This window comes from Gaiella sp. (assembly GCF_057140465.1).
Window position 1 is genome coordinate 1 of the sequence record NZ_DBNHWK010000008.1, and the last position, 17,565, is coordinate 17,565.

The 17,565-nt window shown below is 71.7% G+C and carries 16 protein-coding genes and 1 pseudogene; 10 read left to right on the top strand and 7 right to left on the bottom strand.

Annotated elements, in window-relative coordinates; genetic code table 11:
• From AC162C_RS00545 to AC162C_RS00570, 6 genes and pseudogenes are all read right to left on the bottom strand, one after another.
• Positions 1-194 (bottom strand): annotated as a pseudogene (locus AC162C_RS00545) (hypothetical protein); the annotation flags it as partial.
• 105 nt (positions 195-299) lie between these two features.
• On the bottom strand, positions 300-1,463 hold the full coding sequence (locus AC162C_RS00550) for an acyl-CoA dehydrogenase family protein (RefSeq protein ID WP_484095850.1): 1,164 nt from the start codon (positions 1,461-1,463) through the stop codon (positions 300-302).
• Position 1,464: 1 nt separating this feature from the next.
• Positions 1,465-2,646 carry an acyl-CoA dehydrogenase family protein gene (locus tag AC162C_RS00555; RefSeq protein WP_462972425.1) on the bottom strand — a complete coding sequence of 394 codons (1,182 nt, stop codon included), beginning with the start codon at positions 2,644-2,646 and terminating at the stop codon, positions 1,465-1,467.
• Positions 2,643-4,040: an MmgE/PrpD family protein gene (locus AC162C_RS00560; protein ID WP_484095851.1), complete on the bottom strand. Its 1,398-nt coding sequence runs from the start codon at positions 4,038-4,040 to the stop codon at positions 2,643-2,645. The genes AC162C_RS00555 and AC162C_RS00560 overlap by 4 nt, the downstream gene beginning before the upstream one ends.
• 29 nt (positions 4,041-4,069) lie before the next feature.
• Positions 4,070-4,600 (bottom strand): MaoC family dehydratase, encoded by a 531-nt coding sequence (locus AC162C_RS00565; protein ID WP_462972427.1) that lies wholly within the window; start codon positions 4,598-4,600, stop codon positions 4,070-4,072.
• Positions 4,590-5,432 (bottom strand): HpcH/HpaI aldolase/citrate lyase family protein, encoded by an 843-nt coding sequence (locus AC162C_RS00570; RefSeq protein ID WP_484095852.1) that lies wholly within the window; start codon positions 5,430-5,432, stop codon positions 4,590-4,592. Before AC162C_RS00570 ends, AC162C_RS00565 begins: the two co-directional genes overlap by 11 nt.
• A gap of 70 nt (positions 5,433-5,502) precedes the next feature.
• Here AC162C_RS00570 and AC162C_RS00575 point away from each other — a divergent pair, with 70 nt between their 5' ends.
• Genes AC162C_RS00575 through AC162C_RS00620 form a run of 10 tightly spaced genes read left to right on the top strand, consistent with a single transcriptional unit; the run spans position 5,503 to position 16,653 of the window.
• Positions 5,503-6,549, top strand: coding sequence for a zinc-binding dehydrogenase (locus tag AC162C_RS00575; protein WP_484095853.1), 1,047 nt, complete (start codon positions 5,503-5,505; stop codon positions 6,547-6,549).
• Complete coding sequence (locus tag AC162C_RS00580) at positions 6,546-8,675, top strand: hydantoinase/oxoprolinase family protein (RefSeq protein ID WP_484095854.1); 2,130 nt, start codon at positions 6,546-6,548, stop codon at positions 8,673-8,675. Before AC162C_RS00575 ends, AC162C_RS00580 begins: the two co-directional genes overlap by 4 nt.
• 12 nt (positions 8,676-8,687) lie before the next feature.
• Positions 8,688-10,598 carry a hydantoinase B/oxoprolinase family protein gene (locus AC162C_RS00585; RefSeq protein ID WP_462972431.1) on the top strand — a complete coding sequence of 637 codons (1,911 nt, stop codon included), beginning with the start codon at positions 8,688-8,690 and terminating at the stop codon, positions 10,596-10,598.
• A 6-nt stretch (positions 10,599-10,604) separates the two neighbouring features.
• Complete coding sequence (locus AC162C_RS00590) at positions 10,605-11,426, top strand: FadR/GntR family transcriptional regulator (RefSeq protein ID WP_484095855.1); 822 nt, start codon at positions 10,605-10,607, stop codon at positions 11,424-11,426.
• Positions 11,427-11,430: 4 nt separating this feature from the next.
• Positions 11,431-12,372: an LLM class flavin-dependent oxidoreductase gene (locus AC162C_RS00595; RefSeq protein WP_484095856.1), complete on the top strand. Its 942-nt coding sequence runs from the start codon at positions 11,431-11,433 to the stop codon at positions 12,370-12,372.
• Complete coding sequence (locus AC162C_RS00600) at positions 12,369-13,595, top strand: CaiB/BaiF CoA transferase family protein (protein ID WP_484095857.1); 1,227 nt, start codon at positions 12,369-12,371, stop codon at positions 13,593-13,595. Before AC162C_RS00595 ends, AC162C_RS00600 begins: the two co-directional genes overlap by 4 nt.
• Positions 13,592-14,335, top strand: a complete 744-nt coding sequence (locus AC162C_RS00605; protein WP_484095858.1) for an SDR family NAD(P)-dependent oxidoreductase — start codon at positions 13,592-13,594, stop codon at positions 14,333-14,335. The genes AC162C_RS00600 and AC162C_RS00605 overlap by 4 nt, the downstream gene beginning before the upstream one ends.
• Positions 14,332-15,234: an allantoinase PuuE gene (gene puuE / locus AC162C_RS00610; RefSeq protein ID WP_462972436.1), complete on the top strand. Its 903-nt coding sequence runs from the start codon at positions 14,332-14,334 to the stop codon at positions 15,232-15,234. The genes AC162C_RS00605 and puuE overlap by 4 nt, the downstream gene beginning before the upstream one ends.
• Positions 15,235-15,283: 49 nt before the next feature.
• A complete protein-coding gene (locus AC162C_RS00615) occupies positions 15,284-15,685 on the top strand; it encodes a nuclear transport factor 2 family protein (protein ID WP_462972437.1) in 402 nt (133 codons plus the stop codon).
• A gap of 35 nt (positions 15,686-15,720) precedes the next feature.
• Entirely contained in the window at positions 15,721-16,653 is a 933-nt protein-coding gene (locus tag AC162C_RS00620; RefSeq protein ID WP_484095859.1) for a ketopantoate reductase family protein, read from the top strand.
• A 55-nt stretch (positions 16,654-16,708) separates the two neighbouring features.
• Here the strand turns inward: AC162C_RS00620 and AC162C_RS00625 are convergent, their stop codons facing one another.
• Positions 16,709-17,536: an alpha/beta fold hydrolase gene (locus tag AC162C_RS00625; RefSeq protein WP_462975083.1), complete on the bottom strand. Its 828-nt coding sequence runs from the start codon at positions 17,534-17,536 to the stop codon at positions 16,709-16,711.
• Positions 17,537-17,565 lie beyond the last annotated feature (29 nt).

Genomic DNA, 17,565 nt, shown 5'->3' on the forward strand with positions numbered 1-17,565 from the left:
TAGCGCAGCCGGTCGCTCCCGCGCAGCGCGACGAGCACGCTCCGCCCGTCGGCGTCGAACGCGAGCGTCTTCGCGTGCTCCTCGGCCGGGTAGGGGAGCGCCTCGAGGATCTCCGCGACGGTGGCCACGGGCACGTGGTCGTGGCGCCTGTACGGCACACCCGCGTCGTCGAGGATCGCCTCCGGCGAGCGCATCCGGACACCCTACGCGCGACGAGGCGGTCCAGCGAGCCACGCGCCGGGGCCCGCCGCAGCCCGTGTCGCGCCCGCGCCCCGCTCGGTGGCTGCCCGATCTGCGGGCTAGTACGACCGCGGCATGCCGAGGACGTGCTGCCCGAGGTAGGCGAGGATCAGGTTGTTCGAGACCGGGGCGACCTTGTAGAGGCGCGTCTCGCGGAACTTCCGCTCGACGTCGTACTCCTCGGCGAACCCGAAGCCGCCGTGCGTGTCGAGGCACGCGTTCGCGGCCACCCACGACGCCTCGGCCGCGAGGAGCTTCGCCATGTTCGCCTCGGCGCCGCAGGGCAGGCCCTGCTCGAACAGCCAGGCCGCCTTGTACCGCATCAGGTCGGCGGCCTCGATCTGGGCGTGCGCCTGCGCGATCGGGAACTGGACGCCCTGGTTGGCGCCGATCGGACGCCCGAAGACGACGCGCTCGCCCGCGTACGCCCGCGCCTTCTCCACGAACCAGTGGCCGTCGCCGATGCACTCCGCCGCGATCAGGACGCGCTCCGCGTTCATGCCGTCGAGGATGTAGCGGAAGCCCATCCCCTCCTCGCCGACGAGATCCTCCTCGGGCACGACGACGCCGTCGAGGAAGATCTCCGTCGTCGCGTGGTTCATGAGCGTCTTGATCGGGCGGATCGTCATCGTCCCGTCCTCGAGCGCGCGCTTCATGTCGACGAGGAACGTGGAGAGGCCGAGCGTCTTCTTCTCGACCTCCTCCGCCGGGGTCGTACGGGCGAGGAGCAGCATCAGGTCGGAGTGCTCGGCCCGCGACGTCCAGATCTTCTGGCCGCGCACGAGCCAGCCGCCGTCGGTCCTCGTCGCCATGGTCTGGATCGACGTGGTGTCCGAGCCGGCGGTCGGCTCGGTGACGCCGAACGCCTGCAGGCGCAGCTCGCCGGAGGCGATCCGCGGCAGGTACCGCTGCTTCTGCTCCTCGGAGCCGTGCCGCAGGATCGTCCCCATCGTGTACATCTGCGCGTGGCAGGCGCCCGCGTTCCCGCCGGCGGCGTTGATCTCCTCGAGGATCACGCTCGCCGCCGTGATCGACAGCCCCGCCCCCCCGTACTCCTCCGGGATCAGCGCGGCCAGCCAGCCCGCCTCGGTGAGCGCCTGCACGAACTCCTCGGGGTAGCGGTCGGGCTCCAGCCCGCGCCAGTACTCGCCGGGAAAGCGGGCGCAGAGCTCGCGCACCGCCGACCTGATCTCACCGAGCTCCTCCGGGAGCGCGAAGTCCATGTCAGCCTCCTGCCCGTTCGAGCAGCCGCCTCGCGATGATCAGCTGCTGGATTTCGTTCGAGCCCTCGCCGATCAGGAGCAGCGGCGCGTCGCGGTAGTAGCGCTCGGGGCGGTACTCGAGTGAGTACCCGTAGCCGCCGTGGATCCGCATGCAGTCGAGGGAGTTGTCCTGCGCCGCCTCGGTGGCGAAGTACTTCGCCATGCCCGCCTCCAGGTCCGCCCGCGCGCCCGAGGCCTTCGCGCGCGCCGCCTGCACCGTGAGCAGCCGTGCGGCCTCGGCCCGGGTCGCCATCTTCGCGAGCATCAGCTGCACCGCCTGGTGGTGTGCGATCGGCTTGCCGAACGCCTCGCGCTCCCGCGCGTAGCGGACCGCGTCGTCGAGCGCCGCCTGCGCGACGCCGACGCCGCGTGCGGCGACGTTCACGCGCCCGACCTCGATCCCGCTCATGAAGTACTTGAACCCCTGGCCGACGCCGTCCTCGCCGCCGAGCACGCTGGACGCCGGGACGCGGAAGCCGTCGAACACGAGCTCCGTGGACTCGACGCCCTTGTACCCGAGCTTCGGGAGCCCGGGCATCGGGATCTCGAGCCCCGGGAGGCTCGTCCGGGGCTCCTTCTCGACGATGAAGCCGGTCATGCCGGTGTGGGCCGGGACCGCCGTCGGATCGGTCTTCGCGAGCAGCATCACGATGCCGGAGCGCCACCCGTTCGTCACCCACATCTTCTGCCCGGTGAGCACGTACTCGTCGCCGTCGCGCACGGCGACCGTGCGGATCGACTGGACGTCGGAGCCGGCATGCGGCTCGGTCATCGAGAACGACGAGCGGAGGTCGCCGGCGGCGAGGAGCGGGAGGAAGCGGTCGCGCTGCGCATCCGTGCCGTGCAGGCGGATCATCGTCGCCGCGATGAACGAGCCGTTGAGGATCCCGGAGAGCGTCACCCAGCCGCGCGACAGCTCCATCACGATCAGCGCGTACGTGTCGAGGCCGAGCCCGAGGCCCCCGTACTCCTCGGGGATCGTCGTGCCGAAGAGCCCCATCTCGCGCATCGTCTCGACGAGCGCCTCGGGGTACTCGTCGGCGTGCTCGAGGTCGGACGCCACCGGGACGACGTCGCGGTCGACGAAGTCGCGGACGGCGGCGACGATCTCCCGCTGCTCGGGTGTGAGGTCGTCTCCGCTCATGCCGCTACCGTCGCCCGTCCGGCGAGCGGCGCGAGCGCTGCCGCCAGGTCGTCCTGGCGCTCGAGCGTGAGGATCGCCTCCTCGAGCGCCTCGACCGCGGGCGCGGCGAGCGCGAGCCCCGCGTTCTCGCGGAACTTCGCCCGCACCTCGTCGTCCGAGAGCGGGTTCTCGGGGCCGCCCTTCTGGTACGGGTAGTCGGCCTCGAGCTGCGTCCCGTCGGCGAGGCGCACGAGCGTGGCGCCGGGGAAGGCCTGCGGGTAGGTGGCGTACTCGCGCGTCTCGTAGCGCACCTTCGCCGCGACGGCGAGCACGGCCGGGTCGGCGATCGCCTCGTCGGTGAAGTCGGCGACCGAGCAGTGACCCCGCACGAGCATCGACGCGACGGAGTACTGGAGGGAGAACTTGCCCTCGTACTCCGACCGGGGCGCGATCTTCTGCGGGGCCGGCTCGAGGACGAGCGAGACGCCCGCCGCCGGCACCTGGACGACGACCTCCTCGATCTCCTCGGGGGCGAACGTTCGCCCCGCAGCCGCCTCGCCGGCTGCGCCGAGCGAGCCGTGCATGAAGTGGCAGACCGGGAACGGCTTGTAGGCGATGCGCGGCGTCTCCCAGCGCTCGCCGAGGTCCGCGAGCTGGCCCGTGATGTCGATCGCGCCCTGCTCGGCGCCGAGGAAGGCGTGGTAGAGGCCGAACTTGCCCTCGAGCACCGAGTGCGGGCCGATCGCGCCGTGCGTCGCGAGCCGCGATGCGACGTGGACGCCGTGTGCCGCCCACGCGGGATGCATCGGCTTCGTGGGCGTGCCGTCCTCGAGGTAGGCGAACAGGCCCGAGGCGAAGGAGCCGGCGATGCCGAGCGCGCTCGCCGTCGTCCGCGGGTCCGCGCCGGAGAGGCGGGAGACGGCGGCCACGCCGCCGAAGATCCCGCAGATCGCCGTCGGGTGGAAGCCGCGCTCGTGGAACGCGCCGGGGGCGGCCATGCCGACGCGGCACGTGATCTCGTTGCCGGCGACGATCGCCGTCAGGACGTCGCGCCCGTCCGCGCCGAGCGCCTCTCCCGCGGCGAGCACCGCCGGCGTGACGACGACGGAGACGTGGCTCACGGAGTCGGAGTGGGTGTCGTCGAAGTCCAGCCCGTGGCAGAGCATGGCGTTCGCGAACGCGGCGTTCGCGGCGGGCAGCCGGGCGTCGAGCCCGATCACCGTCGCCTGCGGCTCGCCACCGAGCTCCGCCATCGTCGTGCGCCCCTCGCCGGCCACGCCCTCCGCGTGCGCGGCGAGCCCGCAGCCGAGGACGTCGAGCGCGTGGTGCTTCGCGTGCTCGGCCACCTCCGTGGGGATGTCGTCGAGGCTGAGGCTCGTCGCCCAGGAGGCGATCGTCTCGGCAGCAGTGGTCATGTGTCTCTCCTTCTTCTCGTGCCGTCCGCTCAGACGGTCCAGCTCTCGTCGGTCAGCGGGAACGTCTCGGTGACCTCGGGCGCGTCCCGCTTGTAGACCATGAACGTCCGCTTGTACTCGATCACGACCTCGTGGCGCTGGTTGATCCCACGGCAGCGCATCGAGACGATGCCGACGCTGGGGTTCGAGCTCGACTCGCGCCGCTCGAGGATCTCGCTCTCCGCGTACAGGGTGTCGCCCTCGAACACCGGCTTCGGGAGCTTGATGTCCGTCCACGCCAGGTTGGCGGCGGCGTTCTCGCTCGTGTCGGGCACCGTCAGCCCCGTCACCACCGCGAGGGTGAACGCGCTGTTCACGAGGGGCTGCCCGAAGCGCGTCTTGGCCGCATACGGCTCGCTGAAGTGCATCGGGTTCGTGTTCATGGTGAGGCACGTGAACCAGATGTTGTCGGTGCGCGTGATCGTCCGCCCGAACCGGCTGCGGAACACGTCCCCGACCTCGAAGTCCTCGTAGAACCGACCGCGCCACTCCTTCGGCGCCGCTGCTTCCTCACTCGACATTGAGCACGCTCCTCTTCGCGTTGATCAGGACACGGCGCGCACGCTCGACGACGGGCAGGTCGATCATCTCCCCGTCGACCGCGACAGCGCCTCGGCCCTCGGCCGCCGCCTGCTCGTACGCGGTGACGACGGATTGCGCCCAGGCCACCTCGTCCCCCGACGGCACGAATGCCTCGTTGACGACCGGGACCTGCGCGGGGTGGATGCAGGCCTTGCCGCGGAAGCCGAGCGAGCGCGCGAGCGCGCAGTCGCGCTCGAGGCCGTCGAGGTCGCGGACGTCCACCCATACCTGGTCGATCGGGGCGCGTATCCCGGCGGCGGCAGAGTCGATCACGATGGTCGAGCGCGCCACGAGCAACTCCTGCCCGTCGGGCCGCGGCTCGAGCCCGAGCTCGAGGCCGAGGTCGACTGCCCCGAGCACGAGCGCCTCGACGCCGGGGACGGAGGCGACGTCGTAGGCGCGGCGCAGCCCGGCTGCGGTCTCGACGATCGCGACGACGGGGATCCCGAGCCGCGTCGCCTCGCCGGCGGCCTCCGGCGAGGCCTTCGGGAGCACGATCCCGTCGAGGCCGATCTCGGCGAGGGCCGCAAGGTCGTCCTCGAACCACGCGCTGCCGGCGGCGTTGACCCGCACGAGGCGCAGGCTCTCGCCGCCGGCCTCGCCGAGCGCCTCGGCGACGAGCCCGCGCGCCCGCACCTTCTCGTCGGGCACGACGGCGTCCTCGAGGTCCGCGATCACGGCGTCCGCACCCGCGCCGAGCGCCTTCGCGAGCTTGCGCTCGTCGCTGCCCGGAACGAAGAGGAGCGACCGTGTGGACCCCAGGGAGGCCATCGAATTGACAGAATCGCGAATGTCAGACATAAACACAAGTCCGTCGTCCCCAAGCGAGAGGAGCGTGTCCGTGAAAGCGGTCGTCTTCCACGAGTTCGGCCATTCCGACGTCCTGCGAGTCGAGGAGCTTCCCGACCCGACGGCGGGCCCGGGCGAGGTCGTGATCGACGTCACGGCCACCGCCCTGAACCACCTCGACGTCGACGTGCGGGAGGGTGTCTCCCGCTTCCCCGTCGCCTTCCCACACATCGCCGGCATCGAGCCGGTCGGGCGGATCTCGGAGCTCGGCGCGGGCGTCGAGGGCTGGCAGGTCGGCGACCGCGTCACCGCCTACCTGATCGCCACCTGCAGTGCGTGCATCTACTGCCGCACCGGACGGGAGTCGCTCTGCGTCGCCCCGGAGTGGTTCGTCGGCATGGGCTCGGGCGGCGCCTACGCCGAGAAGGTCCTGTGCAAGACCTCGCAGCTGATCAGAGTCCCCGACGGCGTCGGCGACGTCGAGGCGGCCGCCGCTCACATCGCGTTCGGGACGGCGTGGCACATGCTGATCACGAGGGCCCGCCTGCGGTCGGGGGAGACGGTGCTCGTCAACTCCGTCGGCAGCGGCATCGGCTCGGCGGCGGTGCAGGTCGCGAAGCACGCGGGCGCGTTCGTGATCGGGAACTCGAGCCGCGACGACAAGCTCGAGAAGGCGACCGAGCTCGGAATGGACGTCGGCATCAACTACACGACGCAGGACGTCGTCGAGGAGGTCATGAAGGCGACGGGCGGGGAGGGCGTCGACCTCGTCTACGAGCACGTCGGCGGGGAGCTGTTCCAGAAGGGCCTCGACTCGCTGCGCAAGGACGGCCGCCTGGTGATCTGCGGCGGCCACTCGGGCGAGGTCGTGCCGTTCGACATCATCCCCTTCTTCCGCCGCCAGCTGTCGGTGATCGGGTCGTTCGTGTTCGACCGGAGCGAGGTGGAGACCATCCTCGGGTTGATCGCACGCGGCGCCCTCACGCCGCAGGTCGCCGCGACGTACCCGCTCGAGCAGGTCAAGGAGGCGACGGACCTGATGGAGAGCCGAGCATTCTTCGGCAAGATCGTCCTCACGACGGGAGGTGACGGCGCATGAAGCGCATCGGTGTCGACGTCGGTGGCACGTTCACCGACCTGATCTACGTCGACGACGAGACCGGGACGGTTCTCGTCCACAAGCTCCCGACCACGCCCGACGACCCGTCCCAGGGGACGGTGCAGGGCATCCGCGAGCTCACCGAGGAGGCCGGCGAGCAGCCGTCGTCGCTCGATCAGGTGTTCCACGGGACGACGATCGCCACGAACATCGTGATCGAGCACAACGGGGCGAAGGTCGGGCTGATCACGACCGAGGGCTACCGCGACATCCTCCACATCGCGCGCCACAAGAAGCCGCTCAACTTCTCGAACTACCAGGACCTGCCGTGGCAGCGGTACCCGATCGTGCGCCGCCGCTACCGGCTGACCGTGCCCGAGCGCATCTCCCGCGACGGGTCGGTGCTCGTCCCGCTCGACGAGGAGGCGGCGCGCGCGCAGGTGCGCGCACTGAAGGAGGCCGGTGTCGAAGCGGTCGCCGTCTGCTTCCTGTTCTCGTTCCTGAACGGGGATCACGAGCGCCGGGTCGCCGAGATCGTCCGCGAGGAGTTCCCGGAGGCGTTCCTCTCCGTCTCCTCGGACGTGCTCCCGCAGTACCGCGAGTACGAGCGGTTCTCGACCGTCTGCCTGAACGCGTTCGTCGGCCCCAAGGTCGCCTCCTACGTCGGGCGCCTCGAGAGCGAGCTGCGGGAGCTCGGCCTCCGCACCCACGTCCACCTGATGACCTCCGCGAGCGGCGTCGCGACCCCGGACGCCGCGGTCCAGCGGCCCGTCAATCTCCTGATGTCGGGCCCCGTCGCCGGCGTCGTCGGCGGCATCTGGGCGGGGAAGCAGGCCGGGTACGACAACGTGATCACCCTCGACGTCGGCGGCACGTCGGCCGACATCGGGCTTGCCCAGGAGGGCCGGCTCCGGATGAAGCACCTGCTCGACACGCGCGTCGGCCCCTACCAGGCGATGATCCCGATGGTCGACGTGGACACGATCGGCGCCGGGGGCGGCTCGATCGCCTACGTCGACCAGGGCGGCATCTTCCGTGTCGGCCCCCGCTCCGCGGGCGCCGATCCGGGGCCGGCGGCGTACGACCGCGGCGGCACCGAGCCGACGGCGACCGACGCGATGGTGAACCTCGGCTGGCTGCAGCCGGAGGCGTTCCTCGGCGGCGGCATGACGCTCCGCGCCGACCTCGCGCGCACGGCGTTCGAGGACGGGCCGGCGAAGGCGCTCGGGATGTCGGTCGAGGAGGCGTCGATGGGCGCCGTGCAGATCCTCACCCACTCGATGGTGCAGTCGATCGAGGAGAACTCGGTGCGGAAGGGCTACGACCCGCGGGACTTCGCGCTCGTCGCCGAAGGCGGTGCCGGGCCGTTGTTCGCCGCCCAGATCGCGCTCGAGGTGGGGACGCCCCACGTGCTCGTCCCGCCCTACCCAGGGGTGACGGCGGCGATGGGCCTGCTCGCGACCGACATGGTGTACGAGGAGGTGGCGACCGCCTACCAGCGGCTCTCGTCGCTCGACCGCGACGCGATCCAGGCGCTCTTCGAGCGGCTCGAGGCGAAGGTGCGGGCGCAGCTCGTCGAGGACGGGATGACGGCCGACCAGATCGTGATCCACCGGATCGCCGACTGCCGCTATCTCGGCCAGGGCTACGAGCTCCGCGTCGACGTCCCCGCCGGTGCGGTGGACTACGCCTGGGAGGAGCAGGTCCGCGCCGACTTCCACGACATCCACGAGCGCGAGTACTCGCGCCGCTTCGAGGAGTCGGACATCGAGGTCCCGAACGTCCGCGTCCGCGGCATCGGCCTGATGCCGCCGCTGCAGACCGCCGAGGTCGAGGCCGGGGACGAGTCGCCCGACCATGCGCTCCGGCACGAGGGCCAGGCGTGGTTCCTCGTCGGCGGCACCCTGCAGAAGGTGCCGACGCGCTCCTACGAGCGTGGGGCGCTGAAGGCGGGGAACCGGCTCACCGGCCCCGCGATCGTCAACCAGTACGACACGACGACGGTGATCCCGCCCGGGATGGCCGCGCACGTCGACCGCTTCGGGAACATCGTCATCGAGGTCGCGGCGTCGGCCGAGGCGAAGGCGCTCGCCGCCGCCGCCGACGCGGTCGCGAGCGAGATCTAGGAGGGAGCCGACATGTCCGTGACCGAATACGAGGTCGGTAGGCAGCCCGGGCCCCCCACCCGCGAGCGGGTGGAGGTCGACCCGATCACGCTGCGCGTGCTCGGCGGCGCGTTCCACGCGATCGCGAAGGAGATGGCCGGCGTGCTCTTCCGCATGAGCTACTCGTCGATCATCCGCGAGTCGGAGGACCTCGGAGCCGGGATCTTCGACGCCGAGGGGCGCGAGCTCTGCGAGTCCGACTCCACACCGATGCACATCGGCTCCCTGCCGTGGTACATCCGTGGCTTCCTCCACCGGCTCGGCGACGACATCGAGGAGGGGGACGTGATCGTCCACAACCACCCCTTCCTCGGCGCGTCGCACTCGCCGGACATCGCCGTCGCCGTCCCGATCTTCCACGAGGGGGAGCTCCTCGGCTGGGCCGCCGTCACGGCGCACGTCCTCGACGTCGGCGGCTCGTTCCCGGGGATCAACGCCGACGCGTTCGACGTCTACGCCGAGGCGAAGCTCTACAACGGCCTCCGCTGGTACCGCAAGGGCGAGCTGAACGTCGACGTCGACCGGATGATCTTCGACAACGTCCGCACCGAGACGATGAACCGCGGCGACATGAACGCGATGCTCGCTGCCTGCCAGCTCGGCCGGGAGCGGTTCCTGCGGCTCGTGCAGCGATACGGGACCGACGTGGTGATGAGCGCGGCCTACGACTGGATGGACTACTCGGAGCGGATGCTGCGCGCCGAGATCGCGAAGATCCCGGACGGCGAGTACGGACCGATCGTCGGGTGGCTCGACGACGACGCCCGCAACCGCGGCGTGCGCCTGCGCGTGGAGACGAAGGTCGTCGTCGAGGGCGACCGGATCACGATCGACCTCACGGGCTCCAACCCGGAGGTGCCGACCGGCTTCAACGTCCCCTTCGAGGGGTCGCTGCTCGTCGGGGCGTACTACGCGGTCCGGACGATCCTGCTCGACGAGGTGATGTTCCCGGAGCACGTGCCGCAGAACGACGGGGTGTTCCGACCGGTGGACGTGATCGCGCCGAAGGGGACGATCTTCAACCCCAACTTCCCGCGGGCGTGCTTCTCGCGCTTCACCCAGGTGCAGCGGGTCGTCGACAACACGATCCTCGCCCTCGCCGAGGCGCTCCCGGAGCAGGTGACGGCGGGCAACTCGGCCGGGATCCACTTCTGCGCGTACTCGGGCTTCGACGAGTCCGCCGGCGAGTACTGGCTGTACCTCGAGGTCAACGAGGGGTCGTACGGCGGCCGTCATGGGAAGGACGCGATGGACTCCGTCGACAACCTGATGGCGAACACGCGCAACAACCCGATCGAGGAGCTCGACATGCGCTTCCCGGTGCGGTGCGACCAGTACGAGCTCCGCCCCGAGCCGGCCGCGCCCGGCAAGTGGCGGGGCGGCATCGGCATCATCCGCCGCAACCGGTTCCTCGTCGACGGCGTGTACTCCTGCGAGGGTGACCGGCAGACGGATCCGCCGATGGGCATCTTCGGCGGCTGGGACGGCCTCGTCGCGTCGTGCCGGCGCAACCCCGACACCGGGCGTCAGGAGGTGCTCGACGCGAAGGTGACCGGGATCCCGTTCGGCGCCGGGGAGTTCATCGAGTTCCGCGAGCCGAACGCGGCCGGGTACGGCGATCCGCTCGACCGCGACCCGGCGGCCGTGCGGGAGGACGTGCTCGACGACTTCACGACGATCGAGCTCGCCCGTGACGCCTACGGCGTCGTCTTCTCGGACGAGCAGGCGCTCGAGATCGACGACGCGGCGACGGCCGCGCTGCGTGCGGAGCTCCGTGAGCGGCCCACGTTCACGTCGCTCACGGACTACTTCGCCGAGCGGGGGCTGCCGCCGTCGTCCTCTCCGACCTCGCTCGCGGGGAACCGGGAGTTCGGGATCGACTGAGGGCCGATGACACCTTCCTCCGAGGGCGCGGGCGTCGCCGACGACCGACCGACCCCGTCACGCGAGCCGCGCGTCGTGGGGAACGTCCCCGCGGGGGTCGCGGTCAGGCGTGTCCGGAAGGCGTACGAGCAGGTCGCCGACCAGCTCCGCGAGCTGATCGTGACCAGCGAGCTGGCGGTCGGCCAGCGGCTCCCGAGCGAGTCGGCGCTCGCGGCCGAGTTCGGCGTGAGCAGGGCGACGATCCGCGAGGCGCTGCGCGTGCTCGCGGCGCAGGGCCTGATCCGCACCGCGAAGGGGGCGAGCGGGGGGAGCTTCGTCACGCTGCCGACGGTCGACCACATCTCGTCCTTCGTCCACGACAACGTCAACCTGCTCACGGAGACGAAGCGGGTGACGCTGGAGGAGCTGCTCGAGGCGCGCGAGCTGGTCGAGGTGCCGGCGGCCCGCCTCGCCGCGCAGCGCCGCTCGGAGGACGACATCGCCCGGCTCCGCGAGACGGTGCCGGACGACGACGCGCGGCTCGGGACGAGCGAGGAGTTCACCTACAACTCCGAGTTCCACACGTGCATGCTCGACGCGAGCCGCAACACGTTGCTCACCGTCTCGGCGGCGCCGATCTTCTCGGTGCTGCAGACGAACCTCGCCCGCTCCTCGCTCGGCCGGCAGTTCCACCGGGAGATCCATTGTCACCACCTGCGGATCCTGGAGGCGGTCGAGGCCTGCGACCCGGACGGGGCGGAGGCCGAGATGCGCGACCACCTGGCGTTCCTGCGCCCGTGGTACGAGAAGGCGTGGAAGCGTGCGGCCTCGGGCCGGAGCCGGAGGTGAGGAGATGCTGATCGGCATCCAGGGCAGCGGGCAGCTTCCGGGTCGCCTGCCCGACGCCGGGCGGTACCGCGCCGTGGCGGAGCTCGCCGAGGAGCTCGGCTACGACTCGATCTGGGCCGGCGAGCACCTCTCGTTCCACAACCCGATCCTCGACCTGGGGGTCGCGCTCGCGACGTTCGCCGCCGTGACCGAGCGGGTGCTCCTCGGCGCCGGGGTCGTGCTGCTGCCGCTTCGCCACCCGAGCCTCGTCGCCAAGCAGGCGGCGTCGCTCGACTACGTCTCGGGAGGCCGGCTGCTGCTCGGTCTCGGCGTGGGCGGCGAGGGCCCCGGCGACTTCGAGGCGGCCGGGGTGCCGATCCGGGAGCGGGGGGCGAGGGCCGACGAGGGCATCGTCGCCCTCCGGACGCTGCTCACGGAGCGCCCGGCGGCCTTCGACGGGCGCTTCTACGCCTTCGCCGACGTCTCGATCGAGCCCCGGTCGCCCCGCCCGGCTGGGCCCCCGTTGCTCGTCGGCGGCCGGTCCGAGGCCGCGGTGCGTCGTGCGGGGAGGCTCGGCGACGGCTGGCTGCCGTACATGGTCTCGCCGCGGCGCTTCGCCGACGGCGTCGCTGCGGTGCGGGAGCACGCCGCCGCCGCCGGCCGCGACCCGGACGGGCTCCGGCACGTGCTCGTCGCCTTCGCACACGTCGACGAGGACGGGGAGCGGGCCCGCGAGCGCGCACGCGCGCATCTCTCGGAGCGCTACGGGATGGCCTTCGAGCGCCATCACATCGAGCGGCTCTGCGTCGTCGGGTCGCCCGACGAGTGCGTCGCCCGGCTCCGCGAGTACGCCGAGGCCGGCGTCCGGCACCTCTCGTTCAACCCGGCGGTGGACGAGGCCGGGTTCCTCGACCAGGTGGCGAGGTTGCACGAGGTCGCCTCCGCGGTGCAGGAGGCGACGGTATGACGCTCCCGCTCGCCGACGTCCGCATCGTCGCGGTCGAGCAGTTCGGGGCGGGGCCGTGGGGCACGCTCCAGTTGGCCGACCTCGGGGCGGAGATCATCAAGGTCGAGGACCCCGCTGCCGGCGGCGACGTGGGTCGCTACGTGCCGCCGTTCCAGGAGGGCGAGGACTCGCTCTTCTTCGAGACCTTCAACCGCGGCAAGAAGAGCGTCTCGCTCGACCTGCGTCATCCGCGCGGGACGGAGGTCCTGCACGACCTCGTGCGCGTCTCGGACGGCGTCTACTCGAACCTCCGCGGCGATCAGCCCGAGAAGCTCGGGCTCACGTACGCGCAGCTCCGAGACGTCAACCCCCGCATCGTCTGCTGCTCCCTCTCCGGGTTCGGGATGACCGGGCCGCGAGCCCGGGAGGGCGGGTACGACTACATGATGCAGGGGCTCGCCGGGTGGCAGAGCCTCACCGGCGACCCCGACGGGCCGCCGACGAAGTCCGGGCTCTCGCTCGTCGACCTCTCCGGCGGCTATGCCTCGGCGATCGCGATCCTCGCCGGAATCTGGCGCGCCCGCCGCGACGGCGTCGGCTGCGACTGCGACGTCTCCCTCTTCGAGACCGCCCTCCACGAGCTGATGTACATCGGCCCGTGGGCGGCGACCCGCGGCTTCGTGCCGCCGCGGCGGAAGGGATCGGCGCACCCCACGATCGTCCCCTTCCAGAACTTCGAGGCGTCCGACGGCTGGTTCGTGATCGCCGCCGCCAAGCAGAAGTTCTGGGAGCGCGTCTGCGACGTGATCGGGATGCCCGAGCTGAACGAGGACGAGCGCTTCGCGACGATGGCCGGCCGCAACGAGAACCGCGACGTGCTCGTCCCGATCCTCGAGGGGGCGTTCCGACAGCGACGTGTCGACGAGTGGATCGAGGCGCTGGTCGAGGCCGGCGTCCCCGCCTCCCGCATCAACACGGTCGAGGAGGCGCTCCTCGACCCGCAGACGCTCGCGCGGGAGGACGTCGTCGAGCACGACCACCCGGCGCTCGGGCGCGTGCGCACGATCCGGACGCCGCTGCGCCTCGCCGACGCCGACGGCGCGTCCCTCGAGCGGGCGCCGGTGCGCGGCCCGCGGCGAGGGGAGGACACGACGGCGGTGCTCGTGGAGCTGTGCGGCTACTCGCAGGAGCGCGTCCGCGAGCTCGCGGGCGCGGGCGTCTTCGGGGAGGTCCCGCTCTCGTGACGACGCTGGCGGGCACCGTCGCGATCGTCACCGGCGCCGCGCGCGGGATCGGGCGGGCGATCGCGGAGGCGCTCGCCGCGGAGGGGGCACGCGTGGTCGTCGCGGATCGTGACGGCGACGGCGCCGCGCAGGTCGCGGACGCGCTCACCGCGGCCGGCGCCCGCGCCCTCGGGCTGTGCGTCGACGTCGCGGTCGAGGAGGACGCGCAGCGCCTCGCCGACGAGACACTCGCCGCGTTCGGGACGGTCGACGTGCTCGTGAACAACGCCGGCGTCGCGTCGGCTGCGCCGCTCGTGGACACCGACCTCGACGAGTGGAACCGGGTGCTCGCCGTCGATCTCACCGGCGTCTTCCTCTGCTCGCGCGCCGTCGCGCCGGCGATGATCGCGCAGGGCTCCGGCAGGATCGTCAACGTCGGGTCGCAGCTGGGGCTCCGAGGGGCCCCGAACCTCGCCGCGTACTGTGCGGCGAAGGCAGGCGTGCACGGGCTCACGAAGGCGCTCGCCCGCGAGCTCGCCCCGCACGGGATCACGGTCAACGCCGTCGCCCCGGGCCCCGTCGACACCGAGATCCTCGCCGACGTCGATCCCGGGACGATGGCCGGGATCCTCGCGGAGATCCCCCTCGGCCGCGTGGCGCAGGTCGAGGAGATCGCGCCGATCGTCGTCCTGCTCGCGTCGGCGGGCGGCAGCTACTTCACCGGCTCGGTCGTCAACGTCTCCGGGGGGCACGTGATGTGAGCGGGCAGCGCGACCTCATCGGGTACGGTCGGCAGCCGCCCGACCCGCAGTGGCCGGGGGGCGCCCGCGTCGCCCTCAGCCTCGTCCTCAACTACGAGGAGGGCGGCGAGAACACGCCGCTCGAGGGCGACCCTGCGTCGGAGGCGTTCCTGCACGAGGTGATCGGTGCGCCGCCCACCGTCGGGCAGCGCAACCTCAACACCGAGTCGATGTTCGAGTACGGGAGCAGGGCCGGGTTCTGGCGCGTCCACCGCCTCGTCGCCGGGCACGGGCTCCCCCTCACCGTGTACGCGGTCGGCCAGGCCCTCGAGCGCAACCCGGAGGCCGCCCGGGCGATGGTCGAGGCGGGCTGGGAGGTGGCGAGCCACGGGTGGCGGTGGATCGACTACCTGGAGATGCACGAGGACGAGGAGCGGGAGCACATCCGCCGCTCGATCGCGGCGATCGAGTCCGTGTGCGGCACGCGGCCGGTCGGCTGGTACACGGGCCGGGTGTCGGCGAGCACGCGCCGCCTGGTCGTCGAGGAGGGCGGGTTCCTCTACGACTCCGACGCGTACGCGGACGAGCTCCCGTACTGGGTCGAGGTCGGCGGGCAGCCGCACCTCGTGATCCCGTACACGCTGGACGCGAACGACTTCAAGTTCCTGCTCCCGAACGGCTTCGTCACCGCCGACGACTTCGCGACGTACCTCGTCGACAGCCTGGAGACGCTGCGTGCCGAGGGCGGCAGGATGATGTCCGTCGGGCTGCACTGCCGGATCGTCGGCCGGCCGGGGCGCGCCCGGGGGCTCGAGCGGTTCCTCGCCCACGTCGAGACGTGCGAGGACGTGTGGGTCGCCACGCGTGCGGACATCGCGCGGCACTGGCGGGCGACGCATCCGCCTGAGGGGCGATCGTGAACCCGGGGCCACGATACGATCGGGCCTCACGAGACGAAGGAGGATCGAGATGAGCACGACGACGGGGACGTGGACGCGCGAGGCACTCGCCGCCGCACCGCAGACCTACTTCGACGCGGTCGACGCGATGGACGCCGACGGTGTCCTCGCACACTTCGCGGACGACGCGACGCTGACCGTCCAGACGGACCACGTGACGTTCACCGGTGCCGAGGAGATCCGGCGGATGTTCACCGACTTCTTCGAGGCGTCGGTGACGATCCGGCACGAGATCCGCAACATGGTCGTCGAGGAGGCCGCGGGGAAGGTCGCGACCGAGCAGGGCTACATCGGCGAGCTCAAGGACGGCACGCAGAACGACATGCACAACTGCAACTTCTTCACGTTCGACGAGGACGGGAAGTTCAAGCGCGTGATCATCTGGATGGCGGGGACGAACCCGCTGAAGTAGCACCCGGCCCGCGGCCCGCGCCGACACCGAGGACGATGAGGATCGCGATCGTCGGCGCGGGCGCGATGGGCTCCGTCTACGCCGGCCTGCTCGGCAGCGCCGGGAACGAGGTCTGGGCAGTCGACCCGTGGCCCGAGCACGTGACGGCGATCCGGGAGCGCGGGCTCCGCGTCGAGGGCGCGAGCGGCGATCGCGTGGTGCACGTTGCGGCGACCGCCGACCCGGCCGAGATCGGCGCCGTCGACCTCGTCGTGATCGCGACGAAGGCGATGCACGTCCGCGCGGCGGCGGAGGGCGCCCGCGCCCTCGTCGGCGCCGACACCGTCGTACTCCCGATCCAGAACGGGCTCGGCTCCCTCGACGTCGTCGCCGAGGTGCTCGGCGACGAGCGGGTGATCGCCGGCATCGCCGGCGGGTTCGGCGCCTCGATCGTCGCTCCGGGCCACGTGCACCACCACGGCCTCGAGCTCGTCCGGCTGGGCGAGCGGCGCGGGCCCGCGTCCGCCCGCGTCGAGCGGATCGCCGCCGTCTGGCGCGACGCGGGCTTCACGGTCGCCACCTGCGACGACGTCGACCGCCTCGTGTGGGAGAAGCTGATCTGCAACGTGTGCTTCAGCGGCACGTGCACGGTCCTCGACGCGACGATCGGCGAGGTGCTCGCCGACCCCGACGCGTGGCTCGTCGCGTCGGCGTGCGCGCGCGAGGCGTACGACGTCGCGGTCGCGAGCGGCGTCGCGCTCGGGTTCGACGACCCGATCGCCCACGTGACCGCGTTCGGCGAGCGGATCCCCGGCGCCCGGCCCTCGATGCTGCTCGACCGTCTCGCGGGCCGGCCGTGCGAGATCGACGTCATCAACGGCGCGATCCCCCCGCGCGCCGCCGCGGTGGGGGTGGACGCCCCTGTGAACGCGGTCGTCACCGCGCTCGTGAAGGCGCTCGAGACACGCGCCGCGGCACGCTCGGCGTGAGCCCCTCCGCCCCGGCCCGGGGGCGACCCCGCGCGGCGGCCGCGCCGCTCGCCGCCTAGCCCATCGCCTCGCGGAAGAACGTGCTCACGATCCGCACCGCGTCGGCCGGGCACTCGAGCAGGTCGGCGTGCCCGATGTCCGGGAACTCGTGCGTGGAGATGTTCCCGTTCATCTCCGCCATCCGGCGGGCGCCGAGGCCCGACGGCGCCAGCTCGGGCGGGCAGAGGATGTCGTAGGTCCCGTTCGTCATCAGCACCGGCACCGAGATCTGCGGCACGAGCGGCGTCAGGTCCATCTCCTCCATCGCGATGCACGCCTGCCGCACGGTGTAGGGGTCGTTCCAGCCGATCACGGCGCGGACGAGCGCGAACGTGTCCTTGCCCTCCTCGCTCTCGAGGAACTTCGGGCCGACGGCCTGCGTCGTCACGTGGTCGGAGAAGTCGTCCCACGGCATCGACTCCGCCATCCGCCGCCAGACGCGGAAGAGCGTCTTCCGGTACACGTCGGGCTTCGCGAAGGCGACGTCGGCGCAGGCGGCGATCGTGCGCTCCGGGTACTTGGCGGCGAAGGCGATGGCGATCATGCCACCCATCGACGTCCCGTGGACGAAGACCTTCTCGAGCCCGAGAGCGTCGAGCAGCGCGGCCCCGTCGTCCGCCCAGCCCTCGATCGTGAACTGCTCGTGGGGATGGTCGGAGGCACCGTAGCCCCGCGCGTCGAACGGGAGGAGGCGGAAGCCCTCTGCGATGAAGCCGTCGTTGACGGCGCCGAAGTTGTGTCGGCCGAAGAGGCCGCCGCCGAACTGGATGATCGTGGGGCCGTCGTCGGGCCCGAGGAACTCGTAGTAGAGACGGATTCCGTCCTGAAGCGACGCGTACGGCACGGTCAACCCCCTGCTCGCGGATGTGACAG

What these genes read in the sequence shown, in the direction of transcription:
- AC162C_RS00585 (WP_462972431.1), top strand. Translation starts at nt 8,688, where the DNA reads ATGTCCGTGACCGAATACGAGGTCGGTAGGCAGCCCGGGCCCCCCACC.
- AC162C_RS00555 (WP_462972425.1), bottom strand. Translation starts at nt 2,646, where the DNA reads ATGAGCGGAGACGACCTCACACCCGAGCAGCGGGAGATCGTCGCCGCC.
- AC162C_RS00590 (WP_484095855.1), top strand. Translation starts at nt 10,605, where the DNA reads ATGACACCTTCCTCCGAGGGCGCGGGCGTCGCCGACGACCGACCGACC.
- AC162C_RS00600 (WP_484095857.1), top strand. Translation starts at nt 12,369, where the DNA reads ATGACGCTCCCGCTCGCCGACGTCCGCATCGTCGCGGTCGAGCAGTTC.
- AC162C_RS00580 (WP_484095854.1), top strand. Translation starts at nt 6,546, where the DNA reads ATGAAGCGCATCGGTGTCGACGTCGGTGGCACGTTCACCGACCTGATC.
- AC162C_RS00620 (WP_484095859.1), top strand. Translation starts at nt 15,721, where the DNA reads ATGAGGATCGCGATCGTCGGCGCGGGCGCGATGGGCTCCGTCTACGCC.
- AC162C_RS00565 (WP_462972427.1), bottom strand. Translation starts at nt 4,600, where the DNA reads ATGTCGAGTGAGGAAGCAGCGGCGCCGAAGGAGTGGCGCGGTCGGTTC.
- AC162C_RS00560 (WP_484095851.1), bottom strand. Translation starts at nt 4,040, where the DNA reads ATGACCACTGCTGCCGAGACGATCGCCTCCTGGGCGACGAGCCTCAGC.
- AC162C_RS00550 (WP_484095850.1), bottom strand. Translation starts at nt 1,463, where the DNA reads ATGGACTTCGCGCTCCCGGAGGAGCTCGGTGAGATCAGGTCGGCGGTG.
- AC162C_RS00570 (WP_484095852.1), bottom strand. Translation starts at nt 5,432, where the DNA reads ATGGCCTCCCTGGGGTCCACACGGTCGCTCCTCTTCGTTCCGGGCAGC.
- AC162C_RS00615 (WP_462972437.1), top strand. Translation starts at nt 15,284, where the DNA reads ATGAGCACGACGACGGGGACGTGGACGCGCGAGGCACTCGCCGCCGCA.
- AC162C_RS00595 (WP_484095856.1), top strand. Translation starts at nt 11,431, where the DNA reads ATGCTGATCGGCATCCAGGGCAGCGGGCAGCTTCCGGGTCGCCTGCCC.